This window comes from Methylobacterium sp. A49B (genome assembly GCF_053346215.1).
In genome coordinates, this window is the sequence record NZ_JBKFBO010000110.1 from 1 (window position 1) to 15,646 (window position 15,646).

Sequence of the window (15,646 nt, forward strand, 5' to 3'; positions counted from 1 at the left end):
CGGTGGACCGCAGCGAGCCGGCGCGGATCAGCCTGACGCCGTCGACCTGGGCGACGATCGTGTCGGTGAACCGGCGGGTCAACAAGGCGGTCGAGCCGATGACAGACCAGGAGCACCTGCACGTGGCCGACCGCTGGGACCTGGCCGAGGACGGCATCGGCGACTGCGAGGACTTCCAACTGCTCAAGCGCCACCTGCTGGCCGAGGCCGGGCTGCCGCGGCGGGCGATGCGCATGACCGTGGTGATCGACGAGAAGGGCGAGGGCCACGCGGTGCTCACCCTCATCACCGACCGGGGCGACCTCGTGCTCGACAACAAGACCAGCGCGATCCTGCCCTGGCACAAGACCGGCTACGTGTTCATCAAGCGCGAGAGCCAGGACGCCGTCGCCTGGGTGTCCCTCGGCGGCGTCACCTCCCCCGTCACCACCGCAAACCGCTGACCGCCCTCAGGCGGGCTCCTTAACCGATTGGTAACCCTGCGGCGCCACTCTGTCGTGCGACGGAGTGCCAGTTCGATGCCGCGAGCCCGCCACGTGTCGCCGGCCCCGATTGTCGCGGCCCTGCTGGTCCTGGATGTCTCCGGCACGGCGCGGGCTGCCAGCGAGACCGAGGGCCGGCACGCCCTCTGGCGGGACTGCCTCACACGCAACTTCCAGATCGAGGCCGCGCTGACGGAGCGGGACTTGGCTGCCGACGCGGCCTTCCGGGCCTGCCGCGGCGCCGAGGACGCCTATCTCGCCGCCCTGGCCGGCTCGCCGCTCCTCGACGAGGACGACGTCGCCCGGGCCCGGCCGCTCCTCGCCGGCCGCATCCGGGCCTGGCTGGTCGGCAGCCGCGGCTGAGCCGCCGCGGCCCGGACCGGCGCCCGCCGGTCTAGACGCCGCAGGCGCAACAGCCGCGGACGTTCGCGATCCGCTGCTCGGGCGTGCCGAAGGTCGGATTGGTCGTCCCGTAGGCCCGCCAGTGCTTGATCCACTGTCGGACGAAGTGCGGCCCGCGCGGTGCCGCCGCCAGCGTGTGGGCGGCCCAGCAATCGGCCAGCTTGTCAGACGTGTTGTGGATGGCGAGGTGCCCGTACGCATGGACGAGATAGAAGTGGCTCGCGTCGGCGACTTGCGCGTTGATCTGTGCTTCGCGCGACGGGCACAGGTAGACGCCGTCCTGTGTTGCCAGTGCGACCTTTCCGCCCGTCGCGGAGCACTTCGGCGTTACCGCGACGTCGAGTAACCCACCAGAAGGCCGCCACTGCGCATGAGATATTGTTGTTGATGCCAAGTAAGGCATCAATAAAAATAGCAAAAAGACTGTAGTTTTCATCAGATTTCGCCGAATCAACGTGCGCAGAGCCCGAACTTACCGGATCTTGTCGTCTGGCACGATGGCGGATGTGTTGAAGATCGTCGACGCGGCGCCTCTGGTCGCGCGGCCTGTCTCGTCCGCGCGGAGCCGGCGTGTCCGGCCCGCGCACGGCCCCGCGACGCCCCGTGCCGTCAGCCCTTCAGGCGAGCCTTGATCCGCTGGGTCAGGCCGTCGCGGACATCGCGATAGGCGTCGAGGCGCTGCTCGCGGGAGGCATCCTGCAGGAGCGTCGGATCGGGGGTCGGCCAGTATTCCACATCGGCCGCGAGGGTGTGGGTCAGGGCCAGGGCCCGGTGGTGCGCCTCCGGGGCGAGGGTGATGATCAGGTCGAAGTTCAGCCCCTCCCAGTCCTCCAGCTCCTCGATGGTGCGGGGCCGGTGCCGGCTCGCGTCGATGCCGACCTCGTCGAGGGCCGCGACCATGAAGGGATCGGTGGGCTCGCCCGAGCGCACGCCGGCCGACTGCACGTAGGTGGATTTGCCGAAGTAGGCGCGCGCGATCGCCTCTGCGGCCACCGAGCGCACCGCGTTGTAGTTGCACATGAACAGGACCGACTGGACCCGCCGCTTCTTCGGAGTGGGCTCGGGGAGGGGCTCAGCCATCGCCGGTCGGCGCGGAGGGCGCCCTAGCCCTTCCAGTGCAGGGCGAAGATTAGGGTGAACAGGCGGCGCGCCGTGTCGTGGTCGAGGTCGACCTTGCCCTCGAGGCGCTGCTTCAGCGTCTCGGAGGCCTCGTTGTGCAGGCCGCGCCGGCCCATGTCGATCGCCTCGATCTGCGACGGCGAGGCGGTGCGGATCGCGTTGTAGTAGCTGTCGCAGATCATCTCGTAGTCGCGGATCACGCGCCGGAACGGGGTCAGCGACAGGAGGTGCGTCATCACCGGCTCGCCCTCCACCGACGAGATGGCGAAGGACAGCTTGTTCTCGACGAGGCCCAGCGTCAGGGCGTAGGGCCCCTCCCGGCCTGGAATGGTGAAGGAATTGTCCTCCAGGATGTCGAACAGGGCGATCGCCCGCTCGTGCTCCTGATCCGGATTGCCGCGGGCGATGGAGGCCTCGTCGAGGCTCACCTTCGCGAGGCGGTTCGGCCCGCGCTGCTTCTCCGCCATCCCCAAAACCTCACAGGTTCAGCCGGATCGCGACGGAGCGGGCGTGCCCCTCCAGGCCCTCGGACCGGCCGAGGTTTATCGCCGCCGGACCGAGCGCCCGCAAGCTCTCCGGCGTGCAGGCGAGGATCGTCGTCCGTTTCATGAAGTCGAGCACCCCGAGTCCGGAGGAGAACCGGGCCGAGCGGGCGGTGGGCAGGACGTGGTTCGGGCCGCCCACGTAGTCGCCGATCGCCTCCGGCGTGTGCGAGCCGAGGAAGATCGCCCCGGCGTTGCGCACCCTGGCGGCGAGCGCCTCCGCGTCGTCCGTCTCGATCTCCAGGTGCTCCGGGGCGAGGCGGTCGACGAGGGGCACGGCCTCGTCGAAATCCCGCACCCGCACGATGGCGCCGTAGTCGCGCCAGCTTGTCCGGGCGATCTCCTGGCGGGGGAGGGTGGTCAGCGCGCGTTCCACCGCGCCCTCGACGGCGTCGGCGAGTTCGGCGCTGTCGGTGATGAGGATCGCCTGGGCGGCGACGTCGTGCTCGGCCTGGGCCAGGAGGTCGGCGGCGATCCAGTCCGGGTTGGCATGGCCGTCGGCCAGAACCAGCACCTCGGAGGGGCCGGCGATCATGTCGATCCCGACCTGGCCGAAGACCCGCCGCTTGGCCGCCGCCACCCAGGCGTTGCCGGGTCCGACGATCTTGGCGACCGGCGCGATCGTGTCCGTGCCGTGGGCCAAGGCCGCCACCGCCTGGGCGCCGCCTACCCGGTAGACCTCGTGCACGCCGGCGAGCCGCGCGGCAGCCAGCACCAGCGGGTTCATCTGGCCGTCCGGGGTCGGCACCACCATCACGAGCCGCGGCACCCCGGCGACGCGGGCCGGGATCGCGTTCATCAGCACCGAGGACGGGTAGCTCGCCGTCCCGCCGGGGACGTAGAGGCCCACCGATTCCAGCGCTGTCCAGCGCCAGCCGGCGGTGACTCCGATTGCGTCGGTGGCCCGGTGATCCGCGGGCCGCTGGGTCCGGTGGAAGGCCTCGATCCGCTCCGCGGCGAGCCGCAGCGCCTCCAGCAGGTCCGCCGGGCAGGCCTCGACCGCCGCGGCGATCTCCGCCTCGGTGACCCGCAGCTGGGCGGCCGAGAAGCCGGCGCCGAGACGGTCGAACCGCCGCGTGTACTCGACCAGGGCGTCGTCGCCGCGGGCGACGACGTCGGCGATGATGCCGCGCACCGCCTCGTCCACGTCCTCGGCGATCTCGCGCTTCACCGTGAGCAGGCGCGCGAAATCCGCGGCGAAATTCGGGGCGCTGCTGTCGAGCCGGACCATCGGGTAAGCCTTTCGTCTCGCGTCAGGCCGCCGTGCCGGCGGTCGTGTCGGGCGTGTCGATGTCGTGGCCCGGGCGGTTGGCCGATTCCCAGACGGGACCGAGATCCTTCATCCGGACCTCGATGCACTCGACCTCCAGGCGCAGGGCCGCGCCGCCGGAGAAGACGAGATCGATGAACCCCGAGGGCGCCTCCGTCGGCTCGAACGTCAGGGCGAGCAGGCTCATGGGCGTGGTGTCGGCGGGCTTCAGCCCACGGCTCTTCACGCCGAGGACGCGCTCCACGTGCAGGCCGGCGAGGCGCCGCCGGGGCGGGACGTCCGGCGTCCAGTCGAAGCGCCGCACCGCCATGAGGAAGCGCCGCTCGCCGGCGAGGTAGGTCAGATCCTCCGGGCGCAGGATCGCGTCCTGCAGATGTGCGGAGATCACGGTCAGATCCTCGGCGTCGAGGGCGGCGAGCCTGAGCAGCTCCATGAAGGGGACATCCTCGGGACAATGGGACGCCGGCCAGACCCGGAGGCGCGGCTGGCGGCAGGGCGTAGGTAGCGGTGCGGCCGCACGCGGGCAACGGCTGAGGCCGGGATCGTGCTTCGGGGGACCGGACAGGTTCGGTCCAGCCTGGCCGCGTAGCCTCCTCGGCGGGCGGTTCGTGTCGGGATCGGGGATGGGCAAGCACGTCATGCGCGCGGTTCTGGCCGCGCTGGCTCTGGGATCGCCGGCCGCCGATCCCGCCGCACAGGTCGGCCCAGATGCGAGGCCCCACATCTACGGTCGGCCGGGCCCGGACCGCGAGGACTACGCCCCGCCGCGTCACCGGCCGCCGCCTCCGGCCGGTGACGGCTACGGCTGGCGGCCACCGCCTCCGCCTCCACCGCCCGACGACGCGTTCGACCGGCCCCGCCCGCGCTGGCGCCACCGTTACGAGCGGCACCGTGTGGACGACAGCGTCTGCGTGACCGCCCGCGGCACGTGCCTGACACGCGCCGCGCCACCCGGAGCCCCCTGCGGCTGCGAGATCCCGGGCTTCGGCTACAAGCGCGGGCAGATCGAGGATTGAGGAGACAGGCCGGCGCGCCGCGTCAGCGCGTCACGCCCGCACGCGCTCGATCCGCGCCCCGCAGCGGCCGAGCTTGGCTTCCAGCGCCTCGAAGCCGCGGTCGAGGTGGTAGACCCGGTTGATCTGGGTCTCGCCCTCGGCGGCGAGGCCGGCGATGACCAGGGAGACGGAGGCGCGCAGGTCCGTGGCCATCACGGGGGCGCCCTTGAGCCGCTCGACGCCCTCGACGATCGCGAGGTCGCCCTCCAGGCGGATCTTGGCGCCGAGGCGGGCCAGCTCCTGCACGTGCATGAACCGGTTCTCGAAGATCGTCTCGCGGATGTGCGACTGGCCCTTGGCCAGGGTCATCAGCGCCATGAACTGCGCCTGCAGGTCGGTGGGGAAACCCGGGAACGGGTCCGTGGTCACGTCGACCGCCGCGATGCCGGCGCCGTTGCGGCGGACCCGGATCCCGCCCTCGACCTGGCTGATCTCGGCGCCCGTGGTCGACAGGACGTCGAGGGCCGAATGCAGCAGCTCGGCGCGCGTGTCCTTCAGGACCACGTCGCCGCCGGCCATCGCCACCGCCATCGCGTAGGTCCCGGTCTCGATCCGGTCCGGCAGCACCTCGTGGCGGGCGCCGCCGAGCCGCGCCACGCCCTCGATCTCGATATGCGGCGTGCCGGCGCCGCGGATCTTGGCGCCCATCTTGTTCAGGCACTCGGCGAGGTCGACCACCTCCGGCTCGCGGGCGGCGTTCTCGATCACCGTGGTGCCGTAGGCCAGCGCCGCCGCCATCAGCGCCACGTGGGTGCCGCCGACCGTCACCTTGGGGAAGGCGATCTCGGCGCCGCGCAGGCCGTTCTTGGTCTTGGCGACGACGTAGCCGGCGTCGATCTCGATCTCGGCTCCGAGCCGCTCCAGCGCCATGATCAGCAGGTCCACCGGCCGGGTGCCGATGGCGCAGCCGCCGGGCAGCGAGACCTTGGCCTCGCCGAACCGGGCGAGCAGCGGCGCGATCACCCAGAAGCTCGCCCGCATGGTCGAGACCAGGTCGTAGGGCGCGGTGGTGTCGATGACGTTGGAGGCGGTCAGCCGGATCGTCTGGCCGGTCTCGGTGGTCTGCCCGGGGCGCTTGCCGACCACCATGTGGTCGACGCCGTGATTGCCAAGGATCCGCGTCAGCGCCGCGATGTCGGCCAGCCGCGGCACGTTGATCAGCTCCAGCGTCTCGCCGGTGAGCAGGCTCGCGATCATCAGCGGCAGCGCCGCGTTCTTGGCGCCTGAGATCGGGATCACGCCGTTGAGCGGCGTGCCGCCGGTGATGTGGATGCGGTCCATGCTGGGTCCTCGGGCGACGCACCGAGGGGATGCGCGGCCGGCCGAATTGTGCGCGGGCGCCGCGGCGCCCAGGCTTGGCCGTGGCCTATAGCCCGGTTTTGTCGGAATCAGGACCGCCTTCGTCGTCCCGCGCGCCGCCTTCGGGATCGGGTTCCGCATCCGCGGGCGGCCGCACCTCCGCCCGTCCCCGGTCCTGCGCCTTGCGCCGCCGCAGATTCTCCCTGAGCGCGGCCTTCAGGCGGGCCGCCCGTACGTCCTTCGCGTCCGTCATCGCGCGACCCATCGTCGCCGCAGGGCCAGGTCGGGGCTGCGGGGGACGGCAGCGGCGCTCGCGCCTGTTCGCGGTCGGAGGGGCATCGGTGACGACAGGATCTGCTGGGACGTTCGTCCGCTCGACGGCGGCGACGCTAGCGGCTTTGCGCCGCCCTCTCAACGGATGCAACGCAGCGATGCCGGAACCTTACCTTGAACCAGTTCCAGATCCGCGCGTATCTTCCGCCCCTCACGCGAAGGATTGGACCGAGGCCGGACCTCGATCGCGGGACATCGGCGCCCACCGGCGCCGCCCGCGCGGCCGAATACGCGAAGGACGCTCGATGACCGTCACCCGGATGCCCAGCACGATGCTCGCCTCAGGGGGATCGACGCGCGCCGGCTCTGGATACGAGCGCTACTTCCGCGGCGCCCTGGACCAGCTGCACGGTGAGCGGCGCTACCGCGTCTTCGCCGATATCGAGCGCATCTCCGGCCGCTTTCCCACCGCCAAGTGGCGCCAGCCCGAGGGCAAGACCACCGAGATCACCGTGTGGTGCTCCAACGATTATCTCGGCATGGGGCAGCACAAGGAAGTCGTGGCGGCCATGACCGAGACCGCCGCCCGCTGCGGCGTCGGCGCGGGCGGCACCCGCAATATCGCGGGCAACAATTCGCCGCTGGTCGACCTTGAGCGCGAGCTCGCGGACCTGCACGGCAAGGAGGCCGGGCTCGTCTTCACGTCGGGCTACGTGTCCAACCAGGCCGGCATCTCGACCATCGCCAAGCTGATCCCGGATTGCCTGATCCTGTCGGATGCCTTCAACCACAACTCGATGATCGAGGGCGTGCGCCATTCCGGCTGCGCGAAGAAGATCTTCCGGCACAACGACCTCCAGCACCTGGAGGAGCTGCTGCGGGACGCGGGCGACCGACCCAAGCTGATCGTCTTCGAGTCCGTCTACTCGATGGACGGCGACGTGGCGCCGATCGGCCGGATCTGCGACCTCGCCGACCGCTACGGGGCGATGACCTACCTGGACGAGGTCCACGCCGTCGGCCTCTACGGCCCGCGCGGCGGCGGCATCGCCGAGCGCGACGGGGTGATGCACCGGGTCGACGTGATCGAGGGGACGCTCGCCAAGGGTTTCGGCTGCGTCGGCGGCTACATCACCGCTTCGGCGGCGATCTGCGACGCGGTGCGCAGCTTCGCGCCGGGCTTCATCTTCACGACGGCCCTGCCGCCCGCCGTGGCGTCGGCGGCCCGGGCCTCCGTGCGCTACCTCAAGCGTTCGAACGTCGAGCGGGAGGCGCATCAGCGCCAGGCGGCTGCCACCAAGGCGGCGCTGACGGAGGCGGGCCTGCCGGTTCTGGAGACCGAGACCCATATCGTGCCGGTGATGGTCGGCGATGCCGAACTGTGCAAGGCGGCGGCCGACCACCTGCTCGAGCACCACGCCATCTACATCCAGCCGATCAACTATCCGACCGTGCCCCGCGGCACCGAACGCCTGCGGATCACGCCCTCGCCGTTCCACGACGAAGCGCACATCGCCAAGCTCGCCGCGGCCCTGGCCGAGACCTGGGAGGCGCTGGATCTGCCGCGGGCCGGGACCGTGTTCGTCGAGGCGGCGGAGTAGGACGCACGGCGCTCCCCGCGGCTCTGCCCCTCTGCGGGGGCGGGCGAGATTCCGGTGCCCGCGCGCCGAAGCTCGCACCCCGCCATCTCCTGTCTCCATCTCGTCTTTTCCGGCGCGTCCCTGTAACGACGGCGCCAATCCGTCCTCGCGAAAAGTCTCGAACCGATGATCTCCTCACCTCTCATGACCGTGATGGTCGACGCCGTGCGCAAGGCCGCCCGCGGCCTGCGCCGCGACTTCGGCGAGGTCGAGAACCTGCAGGTCTCGCGCAAAGGTCCGGGCGACTTCGTCTCGGCGGCCGACCGCAAGGCCGAGGAGGTGCTGCGCGACGCCCTCATGAAGGCGCGCCCGGGCTACAGCCTCGTTCTGGAGGAGAACGGGATCATCGAGGGCACCGACAAGAGCCACACCTGGCACGTCGACCCCCTCGACGGCACCGCCAACTTCCTGCACGGCGTGCCGCACTTCGCGGTCTCGGTCGGTCTTGAGCGCGAGGGCCAGATCGTCGCCGGCGTGATCTTCGATCCGATCAAGGACGAGCTGTTCGTCGCCGAGCGCGGCAAGGGCGCCTACCTCAACAACCGGCGCCTGCGCGTCTCCGGCCGCCAGGACATGGCGGACGCGCTGGTGGGATACGGCACGCCCTATCTGGGCCGCGGCAGCCATCCGCGGCTCCTGCGCGAGCTCGGCGCCGTGATGGCGGTGGCCGGCGGGACCCGCCGGATGGGCTCGGCGGCCCTCGACATGGCCTACGTGGCCTGCGGGCGCCTCGATGCCTACTGGGAGCGCGATCTCCAGACCTACGACTTCGCGGCCGGCGTGATCCTAGTGCGCGAGGCGGGCGGCTTCGTGACCTCGGCGGATGGTGCGGCCGAACCCTTGGCTCCCCGCTCGGTGGCCTGCGGCAACGAGGGGCTGCACCGGGAGCTCGTCGCCATCCTCAAGAAGGTCCAGGCGGCCTGAGCCGCCGCGAACTGGTCAGTCCGCCGGGCTTCTGCTTTAAGCCCGCGGTTCTCCACGGAAGGCCGAACGCATGGAAGCCCGCCGCCACGTCGCGCTGAAGGAGTCGATTCGTTCGATTCCCGACTACCCGAAGCCCGGGATCATCTTCCGCGACATCACCACCCTGCTCAGCGACCCGCGGGCGTTCCGGCGGGCGGTGGACGCGCTGGTGCACCCGTACGCCGGCGGGCAGATCCACCAGGTCGCCGGCATCGAGGCCCGGGGCTTCATCCTGGGCGGGGCCATCGCCCACCAGCTCTCCTGCGGATTCGTGCCGATCCGCAAGAAGGGCAAGCTCCCCCACACGACCGTCTCGATGGCCTACGCCCTGGAATACGGCACCGACGAGATCGAGATCCACGTCGACGCCGTGAAGCCGGGCGACCGCGTGTTGCTGGTCGACGACCTGATCGCCACGGGTGGCACCGCCACCGCGGCCGTGAACCTGCTCCAAAAGATCGGCGCCGAGATCGTGGCAGCCTGCTTCGTCATCGACCTGCCCGAGATCGGTGGCGCGCAGCGCCTGCGCGACATGGGCGTCGAGGTGCGCGCGCTGATGCAGTTCGAGGGGCATTAAGATCCACAAAACGTTGACTTCACGGGACCCATCCGCCATAAGCCCGCCACTCGCGACGTGGCGCCCCGCATGGGCGCCCTTCGTGTTTGCAGACAACCAGGACGCGTGAAGGTCGGGTGCAGCATCAGCTGCCCGCGAGCGCGCCTCGACCTTTGAAGGCTCTGAGCCATGAAGAGAACCTACCAGCCGAGCAAGCTCGTCCGTAAGCGCCGTCACGGCTTCCGTGCGCGCATGGCCACCGCCGGCGGCCGCAAGGTCATCGCGCGCCGTCGCGCCCACGGCCGCAAGAAGCTGTCGGCCTGAGGCTGGATCCTCTCGGGCGCGGACGCCCTCGCGCATCCGCGCCGCGAGGCAAGTGGTATCGGCCGGGATCGAACCATCGATGGCGACGATCGAGCGGCTTAAGAAACGACCGGACTTCCTGGCGGCAGCCGAGGGGCGTCGCTTCCACACCGAGCGGATGAGCGCCCAGGGGCGTCTCCGGACGACGGACGGACAGCCCGGCCTCCGGCTCGGCTTCACCATCACGAAGCGCGTCGGCCACGCGACGGAGCGCAACCGCATCCGCCGCCGCCTGCGCGCCGCCGTGACCCTGGTCGCGGCCGATCTGCCGGGCGACCTCGCGAGCCTGTCGGCCGACATCGTGCTGATCGCCCGCCGCCCTGCGCTGGAGGCCCCCTTCGAAGCCCTCGCCGAGGATCTGCGCCGCGCATTGCCCGCGGTGACGCGCCCGGCCGCGCCCCGGCCTCCCGGCCAGGGCCGCGGCAAGCGGTCCTCCGGGGAGCGATCTTCAAGCAAGTCTGGCGACCGGCCGTCCAAGACCACACCTCTCCCGCACGAGGCGGGCCAGCCCGTGCCGTCCGGCCAAGCCGACATCGGCGCGTCGTACGGGCGCGGCAGAGGTCCTCGAATCACAGGCGCGCGCAGGTCCGACGAGACCGGCGCCCGCCCTGACGTCACTCCGAACGCGCGCGGCGGTGTCCCTGATGGGCAATGACAAGACGAACATGTTCGTGGCCATCGGCCTGTCGCTGCTGGTGCTCCTCGGCTGGCAGTACTTCGTGGCCGGCCCGCGCATGGAGCAGCAGCGCCAGATCGAGGCGCAGAACAAGGCCGCGCAGCAACAGCAGCAGCCCCCGGGCGTGACGCCGGACGGCGTGCCCTCGCCGTCCCCGAAGGAAGGCGGCCCGGCCGCCCCCGCGCCCGGCACGCTGCCGACCGCGCAGGGCGGCCCGGTCTCCCGCGAGGCGGCGCTCGCCCGCTCGCCGCGCATCCGGATCGAGACCCCGGCCCTCTCGGGCTCGATCGCCCTCAAGGGCGGCCGCGTCGACGACGTCTCCCTCAAGAACTACCACGAGACCATCGACCCCAAGAGCCCCGAGATCGTGCTGTTCTCGCCGGCCGGGACCGAGACGCCCTACTACGCCGAGTTCGGCTGGGTCGGTGCCGATGCCGGGCCGCTGCCTAACAACGACACCCTCTGGACCAGCGACGGCAAGACGCTCTCGCCGGGCATGCCCGTGACCCTGACCTGGGACAACGGCGCCGGCCTCGTCTTCAAGCGGATCATCGCGGTCGACGACAAGTTCATGTTCACGATCCGCGACGAGGTCGAGAACAAGGGCTCGGGGGCGATCACGCTCTACCCGTACAGCCTCGTCTCCCGCTGGGGTAAGCCGCATACCCAGGGCTACTACGTGCTCCACGAGGGCATGATCGGCTACCTCGGCAACGACGGTCTCCAGGAATTCACCTACGACAAGCTCGCCAAGGAGGGCGCCTACGGCGGCGCCAACACCAAGGGCAAGGCCTGGACCGGCGTGACCGGCGGCTTCGTGGGCATCACCGACAAATACTGGGCCGCCGCCGCGATCCCCGATCAGGCGACGCCCTACACCGGCGCCTTCACGGACCGGACCGACGGCAGCACCAACGTCTACCAGGCCAGCGTGCGCGGCGACGCCGTGAACCTCGCGGGCGGCGCCTCGGCCACGGCCACCCAGCGCCTGTTCGCGGGCGCCAAGGAAGTCAACCTGATCAACAACTACGAGAAGGACCTCGGCATCAAGCACTTCGATCTGATGATCGACTGGGGCTGGTTCTTCTTCATCACCAAGCCGATGTTCCGGGCGCTGGACTTCTTCTACCACCTGTTCGGCAATTTCGGCGTCTCGATCTTGGTGGTGACCTTCTGCCTGAAGCTGCTGTTCCTGCCGATCGCCAACCGGTCGTACGTCTCCATGGCCAAGATGAAGGCCGTGCAGCCCGAGATGGCCGCCATCCGCGAGCGGTACAAGGACGACCGCATGAAGCAGCAGCAGGCCACGATGGAGCTGTACAAGAAGGAGAAGATCAACCCGGTCGCCGGCTGCTGGCCGGTGCTGATCCAGATCCCGGTCTTCTTCGCGCTCTACAAGGTGCTGTTCATCACCATCGAGATGCGCCACGCGCCGTTCTTCGGCTGGATCCACGACCTCGCGGCCCCGGATCCGACGAGCATCGTGAACCTGTTCGGCCTGCTGCCCTTTACGGCGCCCGACTTCGTCCACCTGGGCGTCTGGCCGCTGATCATGGGCGTGACCATGTTCGTGCAGATGAAGATGAACCCCGCGCCGCCGGACCCGGTCCAGGCGCAGATCTTCACCTTCATGCCGATCGTGTTCACCTTCATGCTGGGCTCGTTCCCCGCCGGCCTCGTGATCTACTGGGCCTGGAACAACACCCTCTCGGTGATCCAGCAGTACATCATCATGCGCCGCAACGGCGTGAAGGTGGAGCTGTGGGACAACCTGCGATCGACGTTCCGGCGCGGCAACGGCACCAAGGCGGCCGCGACCAAGAGCTGACGGGCAAAGGCTGACGGGCAAGATGCCGTGACCGAGATCAACGACGACGCGGCCGACCTCGCCGAGGCCGGCCGCCTTCTCTTTGCCGGCGCCGCCGACTTCTACGCGGCCGCCCAGACCCTCGACCGGCTGCCGCCCATGGAGGGCGTCGAGATCGCCTTCGCGGGCCGCTCGAACGTCGGCAAGTCGAGCCTGATCAACGCGCTGACCGGACGGAATACCCTGGCGCGGACCTCGCATACGCCGGGGCGGACGCAGCAGCTCAACTTCTTCCGGATCGGCGAGCGCCTGTCGCTGGTGGACATGCCGGGCTACGGCTACGCGGCGGTGGAGAAGGCCAAGGTCGAAGCCTGGACCCGGCTGATCCATTCCTACCTCAAGGGCCGCGCCAGCCTCGCCCGGGTGTTCATGCTCATCGACGCCCGGCACGGCTTCAAGTCGATCGACACCGAGGTGCTGGACGGCCTCGACAAGGCGGCGGTGAGCTATCAGATCGTGCTGACCAAGGGCGACTCCCTGAAGAAGAGCGAGGTCGCGGGTCGGATCGCCGGGATCGAGGCGGGCCTCGCCAAGCGCCCGGCCGCCTATCCGCAGGTGATCCTCACTTCGAGCCGGGACGATTCCGGCGTGCCGGAACTGCGGGCAGCGATCGCGAAGCTCCTGACGGAGCGCGGCGCGTGAGGCTTTCGGGCTTCGACCGCGCCCTGGTGGCTCTCGCCTGCCTTGCGGGCCTCCTCGGCGTCGCGCTGAGCGCGGCCGCCGCGCACATCCCCGGCGCCGATTCGCTCAAGACGGCGGCGCAGTTCCTGCTGTTTCACGCCCCCGCGATCCTGGCGCTGGCCGGGTTCGGCGCTGCGGGCCTCGTCCGGGCCGGACTTGCCCGCGTCGCGGCGGCGCTGCTGGTTCTCGGGCTGATCCTGTTCTGCGGCGACCTCGGGGTGCGCACGTGGCTGCAGCGCCCGCTCTTCCCGATGGCCGCCCCCACGGGCGGCTTCGCGCTGATGGGCGGCTGGCTGGTCGGGTTCCTGTGCGCGCTGGTGCCGGCGCGGCGCGGCGCTTGACGGTTCCGACCGGCGGCTTGGCCGCGTCGCGGCTCACGCTGCCCGGACCTGCAGGAACTCCAATGCCGGCCCTTGTGCCTCCGAGAACACCCCCGCGGTGAGCGCGCCGCCGTAGACGGCCGCGGTGTCGAGGTTGGTGCGGAACCGGCGCTGCTCCGGGCGGCCGCTCCGTTGCGGCGTGTGGCCGTGGACCACGTGCCGGCCGAAATCGTGGTCGCCCTCCAGGAACGGCTCGCGGATCCACAGGCGGTCGTGCTCGTCCGAATCGGGCGCGTCGGTGCCGGGCCGCAGGCCGGCATGGACGAACCAGTGGGCCGCGTCGTCGTGGAGCGTCGGCAGCGCCTCGATCCAGTCGAGCGTGTCCCGGGGCAGGCCGCCGGAATCCCGGGCTCCGAACGAATCCAGGGTCGCCTCGCCGCCATTGTACATCCAGTGGGCGGCCGCCTCCCGGGTCTGGAGCGCGTCGAGCAGCATGCGCTCGTGGTTGCCCATCAGGCAGGTGACGCGATCCGGCTCGGCCCAGTTCAGACGGCTGACGGTGCGCAGCACCGCCGCGCTGTCGGGGCCGCGATCGATGTAGTCACCCAGGAACACGAGGCGGTGCGCCCGCTCGCCCGCGTGGGTGGCGATCCGCTCGAGAAGCGTGTCGAGGAGATCGGCGCAGCCGTGGATGTCGCCGATGGCGTAGGTGAGGGGTCCCGACTCCATGGCGGCATCGTCCACCGGGCCGCCGCGCTCCGCAAGGCCGACCAAAGTCCGGACGCCGGCTCGGCCGCGACGGCACGATCCTCAGGCCTTCGCGACCCTGGCATAGCGGCCGTCGTAGCGGCCGGCCCGGATCAGCGCGAGCACCTCCGTCTCTCGGGCGGCCTGAGCGCGCACCGCCTCGATCAACGGAGCGGCGATGTCGGGGGCGAAGGTCACGACCCCGTCCGCGTCGCCGACCACCACGTCGCCCGGGTTCACCGTCCAGCCGCCGACACAGACCGGCACGTTGATCGCGCCGGGGCCGGTCTTGAACGGCCCGCGCGGCGTCGCCGCGCGGGCGTAGCAGGGGAAATCCGCATCCGCGAAGGCGTCGCTGTCGCGCACGGCGCCGTCGATGACGAAGCCCGCCACGCCCAGGCTCTCGGCGATCGCCTTCATGATGTCGCCGACCAGGGCCCGGCTCGTGTCGCCCCCGCCGTCGACGACGATCACGTCTCCGCGACGGACCTCCTCCAGCGCCTGATGGATGGCGAGATTGTCGCCCGCGCGCACCCGGACCGTGAAGGCCGTGCCGAGAAGGCGCCCGCGCCGATGGAACGCCCTCAGGCCCGACAGCACCGGCATCCGGTCGAGGCAGTCGCTGATCGTCGCCGTCGCGACGTCGCGGAACGCCGCCAGCAGGTCGGGATCGACGGATGGCGGCGCGGGGTTGCGCGTGATGGTCGTCATCGGCCCGGACCTCTCTTCTAAGGTTGCCGCGCCGGCACGGTGGCACCGGCCGCGGGCCGGGGATCCTGCCTCAGCGACGCCGCGATGTCGCGCGCCCGCGGGTCAGCGCTCGCCAGCCGACATGGCTCCGCCGCCGCTCGTCGCGAGCTTGCGGCGGGAATCCGCCTGGCCGCTGCTCGCTTCGAAGTACTTCGCCGCGTCGCCGAGCTGGACCGCCGGCTGGCAGTTCGGCGTGCAGGAGAGGGACTCCCGCTCGAGCCCGCGCTGGACCGTGACGGTCGAATCCCGGGACGCCTCGACCCGGATCGTCGTCTCCGCGATCATCGCGCCCGCATTGTCCAGGGCGATGAGATTGGTCGAGCCGAAGCTCTTGCCGGTGAGCACGAGCACGCCGTTCTTCTGCGGTGTGACTTCCGCGATGATCGGATTGCCGACGATGACGGTCGAGGTCTTCTCCGGCAGCCGGATGACTTTGGCGTTGTCGACCAGGACCGTCACCACCGGCAGCGATTCGGGTTGGGCGGCCGATACGGCAGTCCCCATCAGCAGGAGGATGAGGCCGGCTCGGCCCGCCTTCGACAAGGTGCGGCGCATCGGGGATCCCCATGAGGACGCGGACGGCGCACGCGGCACCGGTCTCCCGCCGGGCATACCGGGCACCGATGAAAGAAGCGCTAAGC

The 15,646-nt window shown here is 70.6% G+C and carries 21 protein-coding genes; 11 read left to right on the forward strand and 10 right to left on the reverse strand.

The features are described 5' to 3' along the window. Positions 1-443: transglutaminase-like cysteine peptidase (locus ACLBX9_RS18810; protein WP_447720023.1), on the forward strand; the 443-nt coding region annotated here is incomplete at its 5' end. 75 nt (positions 444-518) lie between these two features. Continuing rightward, on the forward strand, positions 519-845 hold the full coding sequence (locus ACLBX9_RS18815) for a hypothetical protein (RefSeq protein ID WP_039893459.1): 327 nt from the start codon (positions 519-521) through the stop codon (positions 843-845). Positions 846-876: 31 nt separating this feature from the next. On the opposite strand, the gene ACLBX9_RS18820 is transcribed toward ACLBX9_RS18815, so the two are convergent. The 5 genes from ACLBX9_RS18820 to ACLBX9_RS18840 form a co-directional block, all read right to left on the reverse strand. After that, a complete protein-coding gene (locus ACLBX9_RS18820; protein ID WP_447720024.1) occupies positions 877-1,320 on the reverse strand; it encodes a hypothetical protein in 444 nt (147 codons plus the stop codon). A 173-nt stretch (positions 1,321-1,493) separates the two neighbouring features. Next, positions 1,494-1,964 carry an arsenate-mycothiol transferase ArsC gene (locus tag ACLBX9_RS18825; RefSeq protein WP_039893462.1) on the reverse strand — a complete coding sequence of 157 codons (471 nt, stop codon included), beginning with the start codon at positions 1,962-1,964 and terminating at the stop codon, positions 1,494-1,496. Between the two features lie 23 nt (positions 1,965-1,987). Then, complete coding sequence (locus tag ACLBX9_RS18830) at positions 1,988-2,470, reverse strand: UPF0262 family protein (protein WP_447720025.1); 483 nt, start codon at positions 2,468-2,470, stop codon at positions 1,988-1,990. Between the two features lie 10 nt (positions 2,471-2,480). Then, positions 2,481-3,776 (reverse strand): histidinol dehydrogenase, encoded by a 1,296-nt coding sequence (gene hisD / locus ACLBX9_RS18835; RefSeq protein ID WP_010684668.1) that lies wholly within the window; start codon positions 3,774-3,776, stop codon positions 2,481-2,483. A gap of 22 nt (positions 3,777-3,798) precedes the next feature. Continuing rightward, positions 3,799-4,248: a DUF2948 family protein gene (locus ACLBX9_RS18840; RefSeq protein ID WP_010684669.1), complete on the reverse strand. Its 450-nt coding sequence runs from the start codon at positions 4,246-4,248 to the stop codon at positions 3,799-3,801. 190 nt (positions 4,249-4,438) lie between these two features. Here ACLBX9_RS18840 and ACLBX9_RS18845 point away from each other — a divergent pair, with 190 nt between their 5' ends. Next, positions 4,439-4,831, forward strand: a complete 393-nt coding sequence (locus ACLBX9_RS18845; RefSeq protein WP_447720026.1) for a hypothetical protein — start codon at positions 4,439-4,441, stop codon at positions 4,829-4,831. Between the two features lie 30 nt (positions 4,832-4,861). Here the strand turns inward: ACLBX9_RS18845 and murA are convergent, their stop codons facing one another. Then, positions 4,862-6,151: a UDP-N-acetylglucosamine 1-carboxyvinyltransferase gene (gene murA, locus ACLBX9_RS18850; RefSeq protein ID WP_010684671.1), complete on the reverse strand. Its 1,290-nt coding sequence runs from the start codon at positions 6,149-6,151 to the stop codon at positions 4,862-4,864. A gap of 85 nt (positions 6,152-6,236) precedes the next feature. Further along, on the reverse strand, positions 6,237-6,422 hold the full coding sequence (locus ACLBX9_RS18855) for a hypothetical protein (RefSeq protein ID WP_010684672.1): 186 nt from the start codon (positions 6,420-6,422) through the stop codon (positions 6,237-6,239). Positions 6,423-6,774: 352 nt separating this feature from the next. Here ACLBX9_RS18855 and hemA point away from each other — a divergent pair, with 352 nt between their 5' ends. From hemA to ACLBX9_RS18895, 8 genes are all read left to right on the forward strand, one after another. Beyond that, positions 6,775-8,043, forward strand: a complete 1,269-nt coding sequence (gene hemA, locus ACLBX9_RS18860; RefSeq protein ID WP_447720039.1) for a 5-aminolevulinate synthase — start codon at positions 6,775-6,777, stop codon at positions 8,041-8,043. A 165-nt stretch (positions 8,044-8,208) separates the two neighbouring features. Further along, positions 8,209-9,006 carry an inositol monophosphatase family protein gene (locus tag ACLBX9_RS18865; RefSeq protein WP_039893467.1) on the forward strand — a complete coding sequence of 266 codons (798 nt, stop codon included), beginning with the start codon at positions 8,209-8,211 and terminating at the stop codon, positions 9,004-9,006. Between the two features lie 70 nt (positions 9,007-9,076). Continuing rightward, positions 9,077-9,622 (forward strand): adenine phosphoribosyltransferase, encoded by a 546-nt coding sequence (locus ACLBX9_RS18870; RefSeq protein WP_039893468.1) that lies wholly within the window; start codon positions 9,077-9,079, stop codon positions 9,620-9,622. A 168-nt stretch (positions 9,623-9,790) separates the two neighbouring features. Further along, positions 9,791-9,925 carry a 50S ribosomal protein L34 gene (gene rpmH / locus ACLBX9_RS18875; RefSeq protein ID WP_039893469.1) on the forward strand — a complete coding sequence of 45 codons (135 nt, stop codon included), beginning with the start codon at positions 9,791-9,793 and terminating at the stop codon, positions 9,923-9,925. Positions 9,926-10,004: 79 nt separating this feature from the next. Next, entirely contained in the window at positions 10,005-10,619 is a 615-nt protein-coding gene (rnpA, locus tag ACLBX9_RS18880) for a ribonuclease P protein component (protein ID WP_447720027.1), read from the forward strand. After that, on the forward strand, positions 10,609-12,468 hold the full coding sequence (yidC, locus tag ACLBX9_RS18885) for a membrane protein insertase YidC (RefSeq protein WP_010684676.1): 1,860 nt from the start codon (positions 10,609-10,611) through the stop codon (positions 12,466-12,468). The genes rnpA and yidC overlap by 11 nt, the downstream gene beginning before the upstream one ends. A 27-nt stretch (positions 12,469-12,495) precedes the next feature. Then, positions 12,496-13,149, forward strand: a complete 654-nt coding sequence (yihA, locus tag ACLBX9_RS18890; protein ID WP_447720028.1) for a ribosome biogenesis GTP-binding protein YihA/YsxC — start codon at positions 12,496-12,498, stop codon at positions 13,147-13,149. Next, entirely contained in the window at positions 13,146-13,529 is a 384-nt protein-coding gene (locus tag ACLBX9_RS18895; protein WP_447720029.1) for a DUF423 domain-containing protein, read from the forward strand. The genes yihA and ACLBX9_RS18895 overlap by 4 nt, the downstream gene beginning before the upstream one ends. Positions 13,530-13,562: 33 nt before the next feature. Here the strand turns inward: ACLBX9_RS18895 and ACLBX9_RS18900 are convergent, their stop codons facing one another. From ACLBX9_RS18900 to ACLBX9_RS18910, 3 genes are all read right to left on the reverse strand, one after another. Further along, positions 13,563-14,237, reverse strand: a complete 675-nt coding sequence (locus ACLBX9_RS18900) for a metallophosphoesterase family protein (protein ID WP_447720030.1) — start codon at positions 14,235-14,237, stop codon at positions 13,563-13,565. Between the two features lie 81 nt (positions 14,238-14,318). Continuing rightward, positions 14,319-14,966 (reverse strand): RraA family protein, encoded by a 648-nt coding sequence (locus ACLBX9_RS18905; protein ID WP_447720031.1) that lies wholly within the window; start codon positions 14,964-14,966, stop codon positions 14,319-14,321. A 102-nt stretch (positions 14,967-15,068) separates the two neighbouring features. Next, positions 15,069-15,560, reverse strand: coding sequence for a pilus assembly protein N-terminal domain-containing protein (locus tag ACLBX9_RS18910; RefSeq protein ID WP_010684681.1), 492 nt, complete (start codon positions 15,558-15,560; stop codon positions 15,069-15,071). Between the last annotated feature and the right edge of the window lie 86 nt (positions 15,561-15,646).

Excerpts from the sequence above, each read along its gene's own strand:
- ACLBX9_RS18815 (WP_039893459.1), top strand. The coding sequence starts at position 519 with ATGCCGCGAGCCCGCCACGTGTCGCCGGCCCCGATTGTCGCGGCCCTG.
- ACLBX9_RS18820 (WP_447720024.1), bottom strand. The coding sequence starts at position 1,320 with ATGAAAACTACAGTCTTTTTGCTATTTTTATTGATGCCTTACTTGGCA.
- ACLBX9_RS18825 (WP_039893462.1), bottom strand. The coding sequence starts at position 1,964 with ATGGCTGAGCCCCTCCCCGAGCCCACTCCGAAGAAGCGGCGGGTCCAG.
- ACLBX9_RS18830 (WP_447720025.1), bottom strand. The coding sequence starts at position 2,470 with ATGGCGGAGAAGCAGCGCGGGCCGAACCGCCTCGCGAAGGTGAGCCTC.
- hisD (WP_010684668.1), bottom strand. The coding sequence starts at position 3,776 with ATGGTCCGGCTCGACAGCAGCGCCCCGAATTTCGCCGCGGATTTCGCG.
- ACLBX9_RS18840 (WP_010684669.1), bottom strand. The coding sequence starts at position 4,248 with ATGGAGCTGCTCAGGCTCGCCGCCCTCGACGCCGAGGATCTGACCGTG.
- ACLBX9_RS18845 (WP_447720026.1), top strand. The coding sequence starts at position 4,439 with ATGGGCAAGCACGTCATGCGCGCGGTTCTGGCCGCGCTGGCTCTGGGA.
- murA (WP_010684671.1), bottom strand. The coding sequence starts at position 6,151 with ATGGACCGCATCCACATCACCGGCGGCACGCCGCTCAACGGCGTGATC.
- ACLBX9_RS18855 (WP_010684672.1), bottom strand. The coding sequence starts at position 6,422 with ATGACGGACGCGAAGGACGTACGGGCGGCCCGCCTGAAGGCCGCGCTC.
- hemA (WP_447720039.1), top strand. The coding sequence starts at position 6,775 with ATGCTCGCCTCAGGGGGATCGACGCGCGCCGGCTCTGGATACGAGCGC.
- ACLBX9_RS18865 (WP_039893467.1), top strand. The coding sequence starts at position 8,209 with ATGATCTCCTCACCTCTCATGACCGTGATGGTCGACGCCGTGCGCAAG.
- ACLBX9_RS18870 (WP_039893468.1), top strand. The coding sequence starts at position 9,077 with ATGGAAGCCCGCCGCCACGTCGCGCTGAAGGAGTCGATTCGTTCGATT.
- rpmH (WP_039893469.1), top strand. The coding sequence starts at position 9,791 with ATGAAGAGAACCTACCAGCCGAGCAAGCTCGTCCGTAAGCGCCGTCAC.
- rnpA (WP_447720027.1), top strand. The coding sequence starts at position 10,005 with ATGGCGACGATCGAGCGGCTTAAGAAACGACCGGACTTCCTGGCGGCA.
- yidC (WP_010684676.1), top strand. The coding sequence starts at position 10,609 with ATGGGCAATGACAAGACGAACATGTTCGTGGCCATCGGCCTGTCGCTG.
- ACLBX9_RS18900 (WP_447720030.1), bottom strand. The coding sequence starts at position 14,237 with ATGGAGTCGGGACCCCTCACCTACGCCATCGGCGACATCCACGGCTGC.
- ACLBX9_RS18905 (WP_447720031.1), bottom strand. The coding sequence starts at position 14,966 with ATGACGACCATCACGCGCAACCCCGCGCCGCCATCCGTCGATCCCGAC.
- ACLBX9_RS18910 (WP_010684681.1), bottom strand. The coding sequence starts at position 15,560 with ATGCGCCGCACCTTGTCGAAGGCGGGCCGAGCCGGCCTCATCCTCCTG.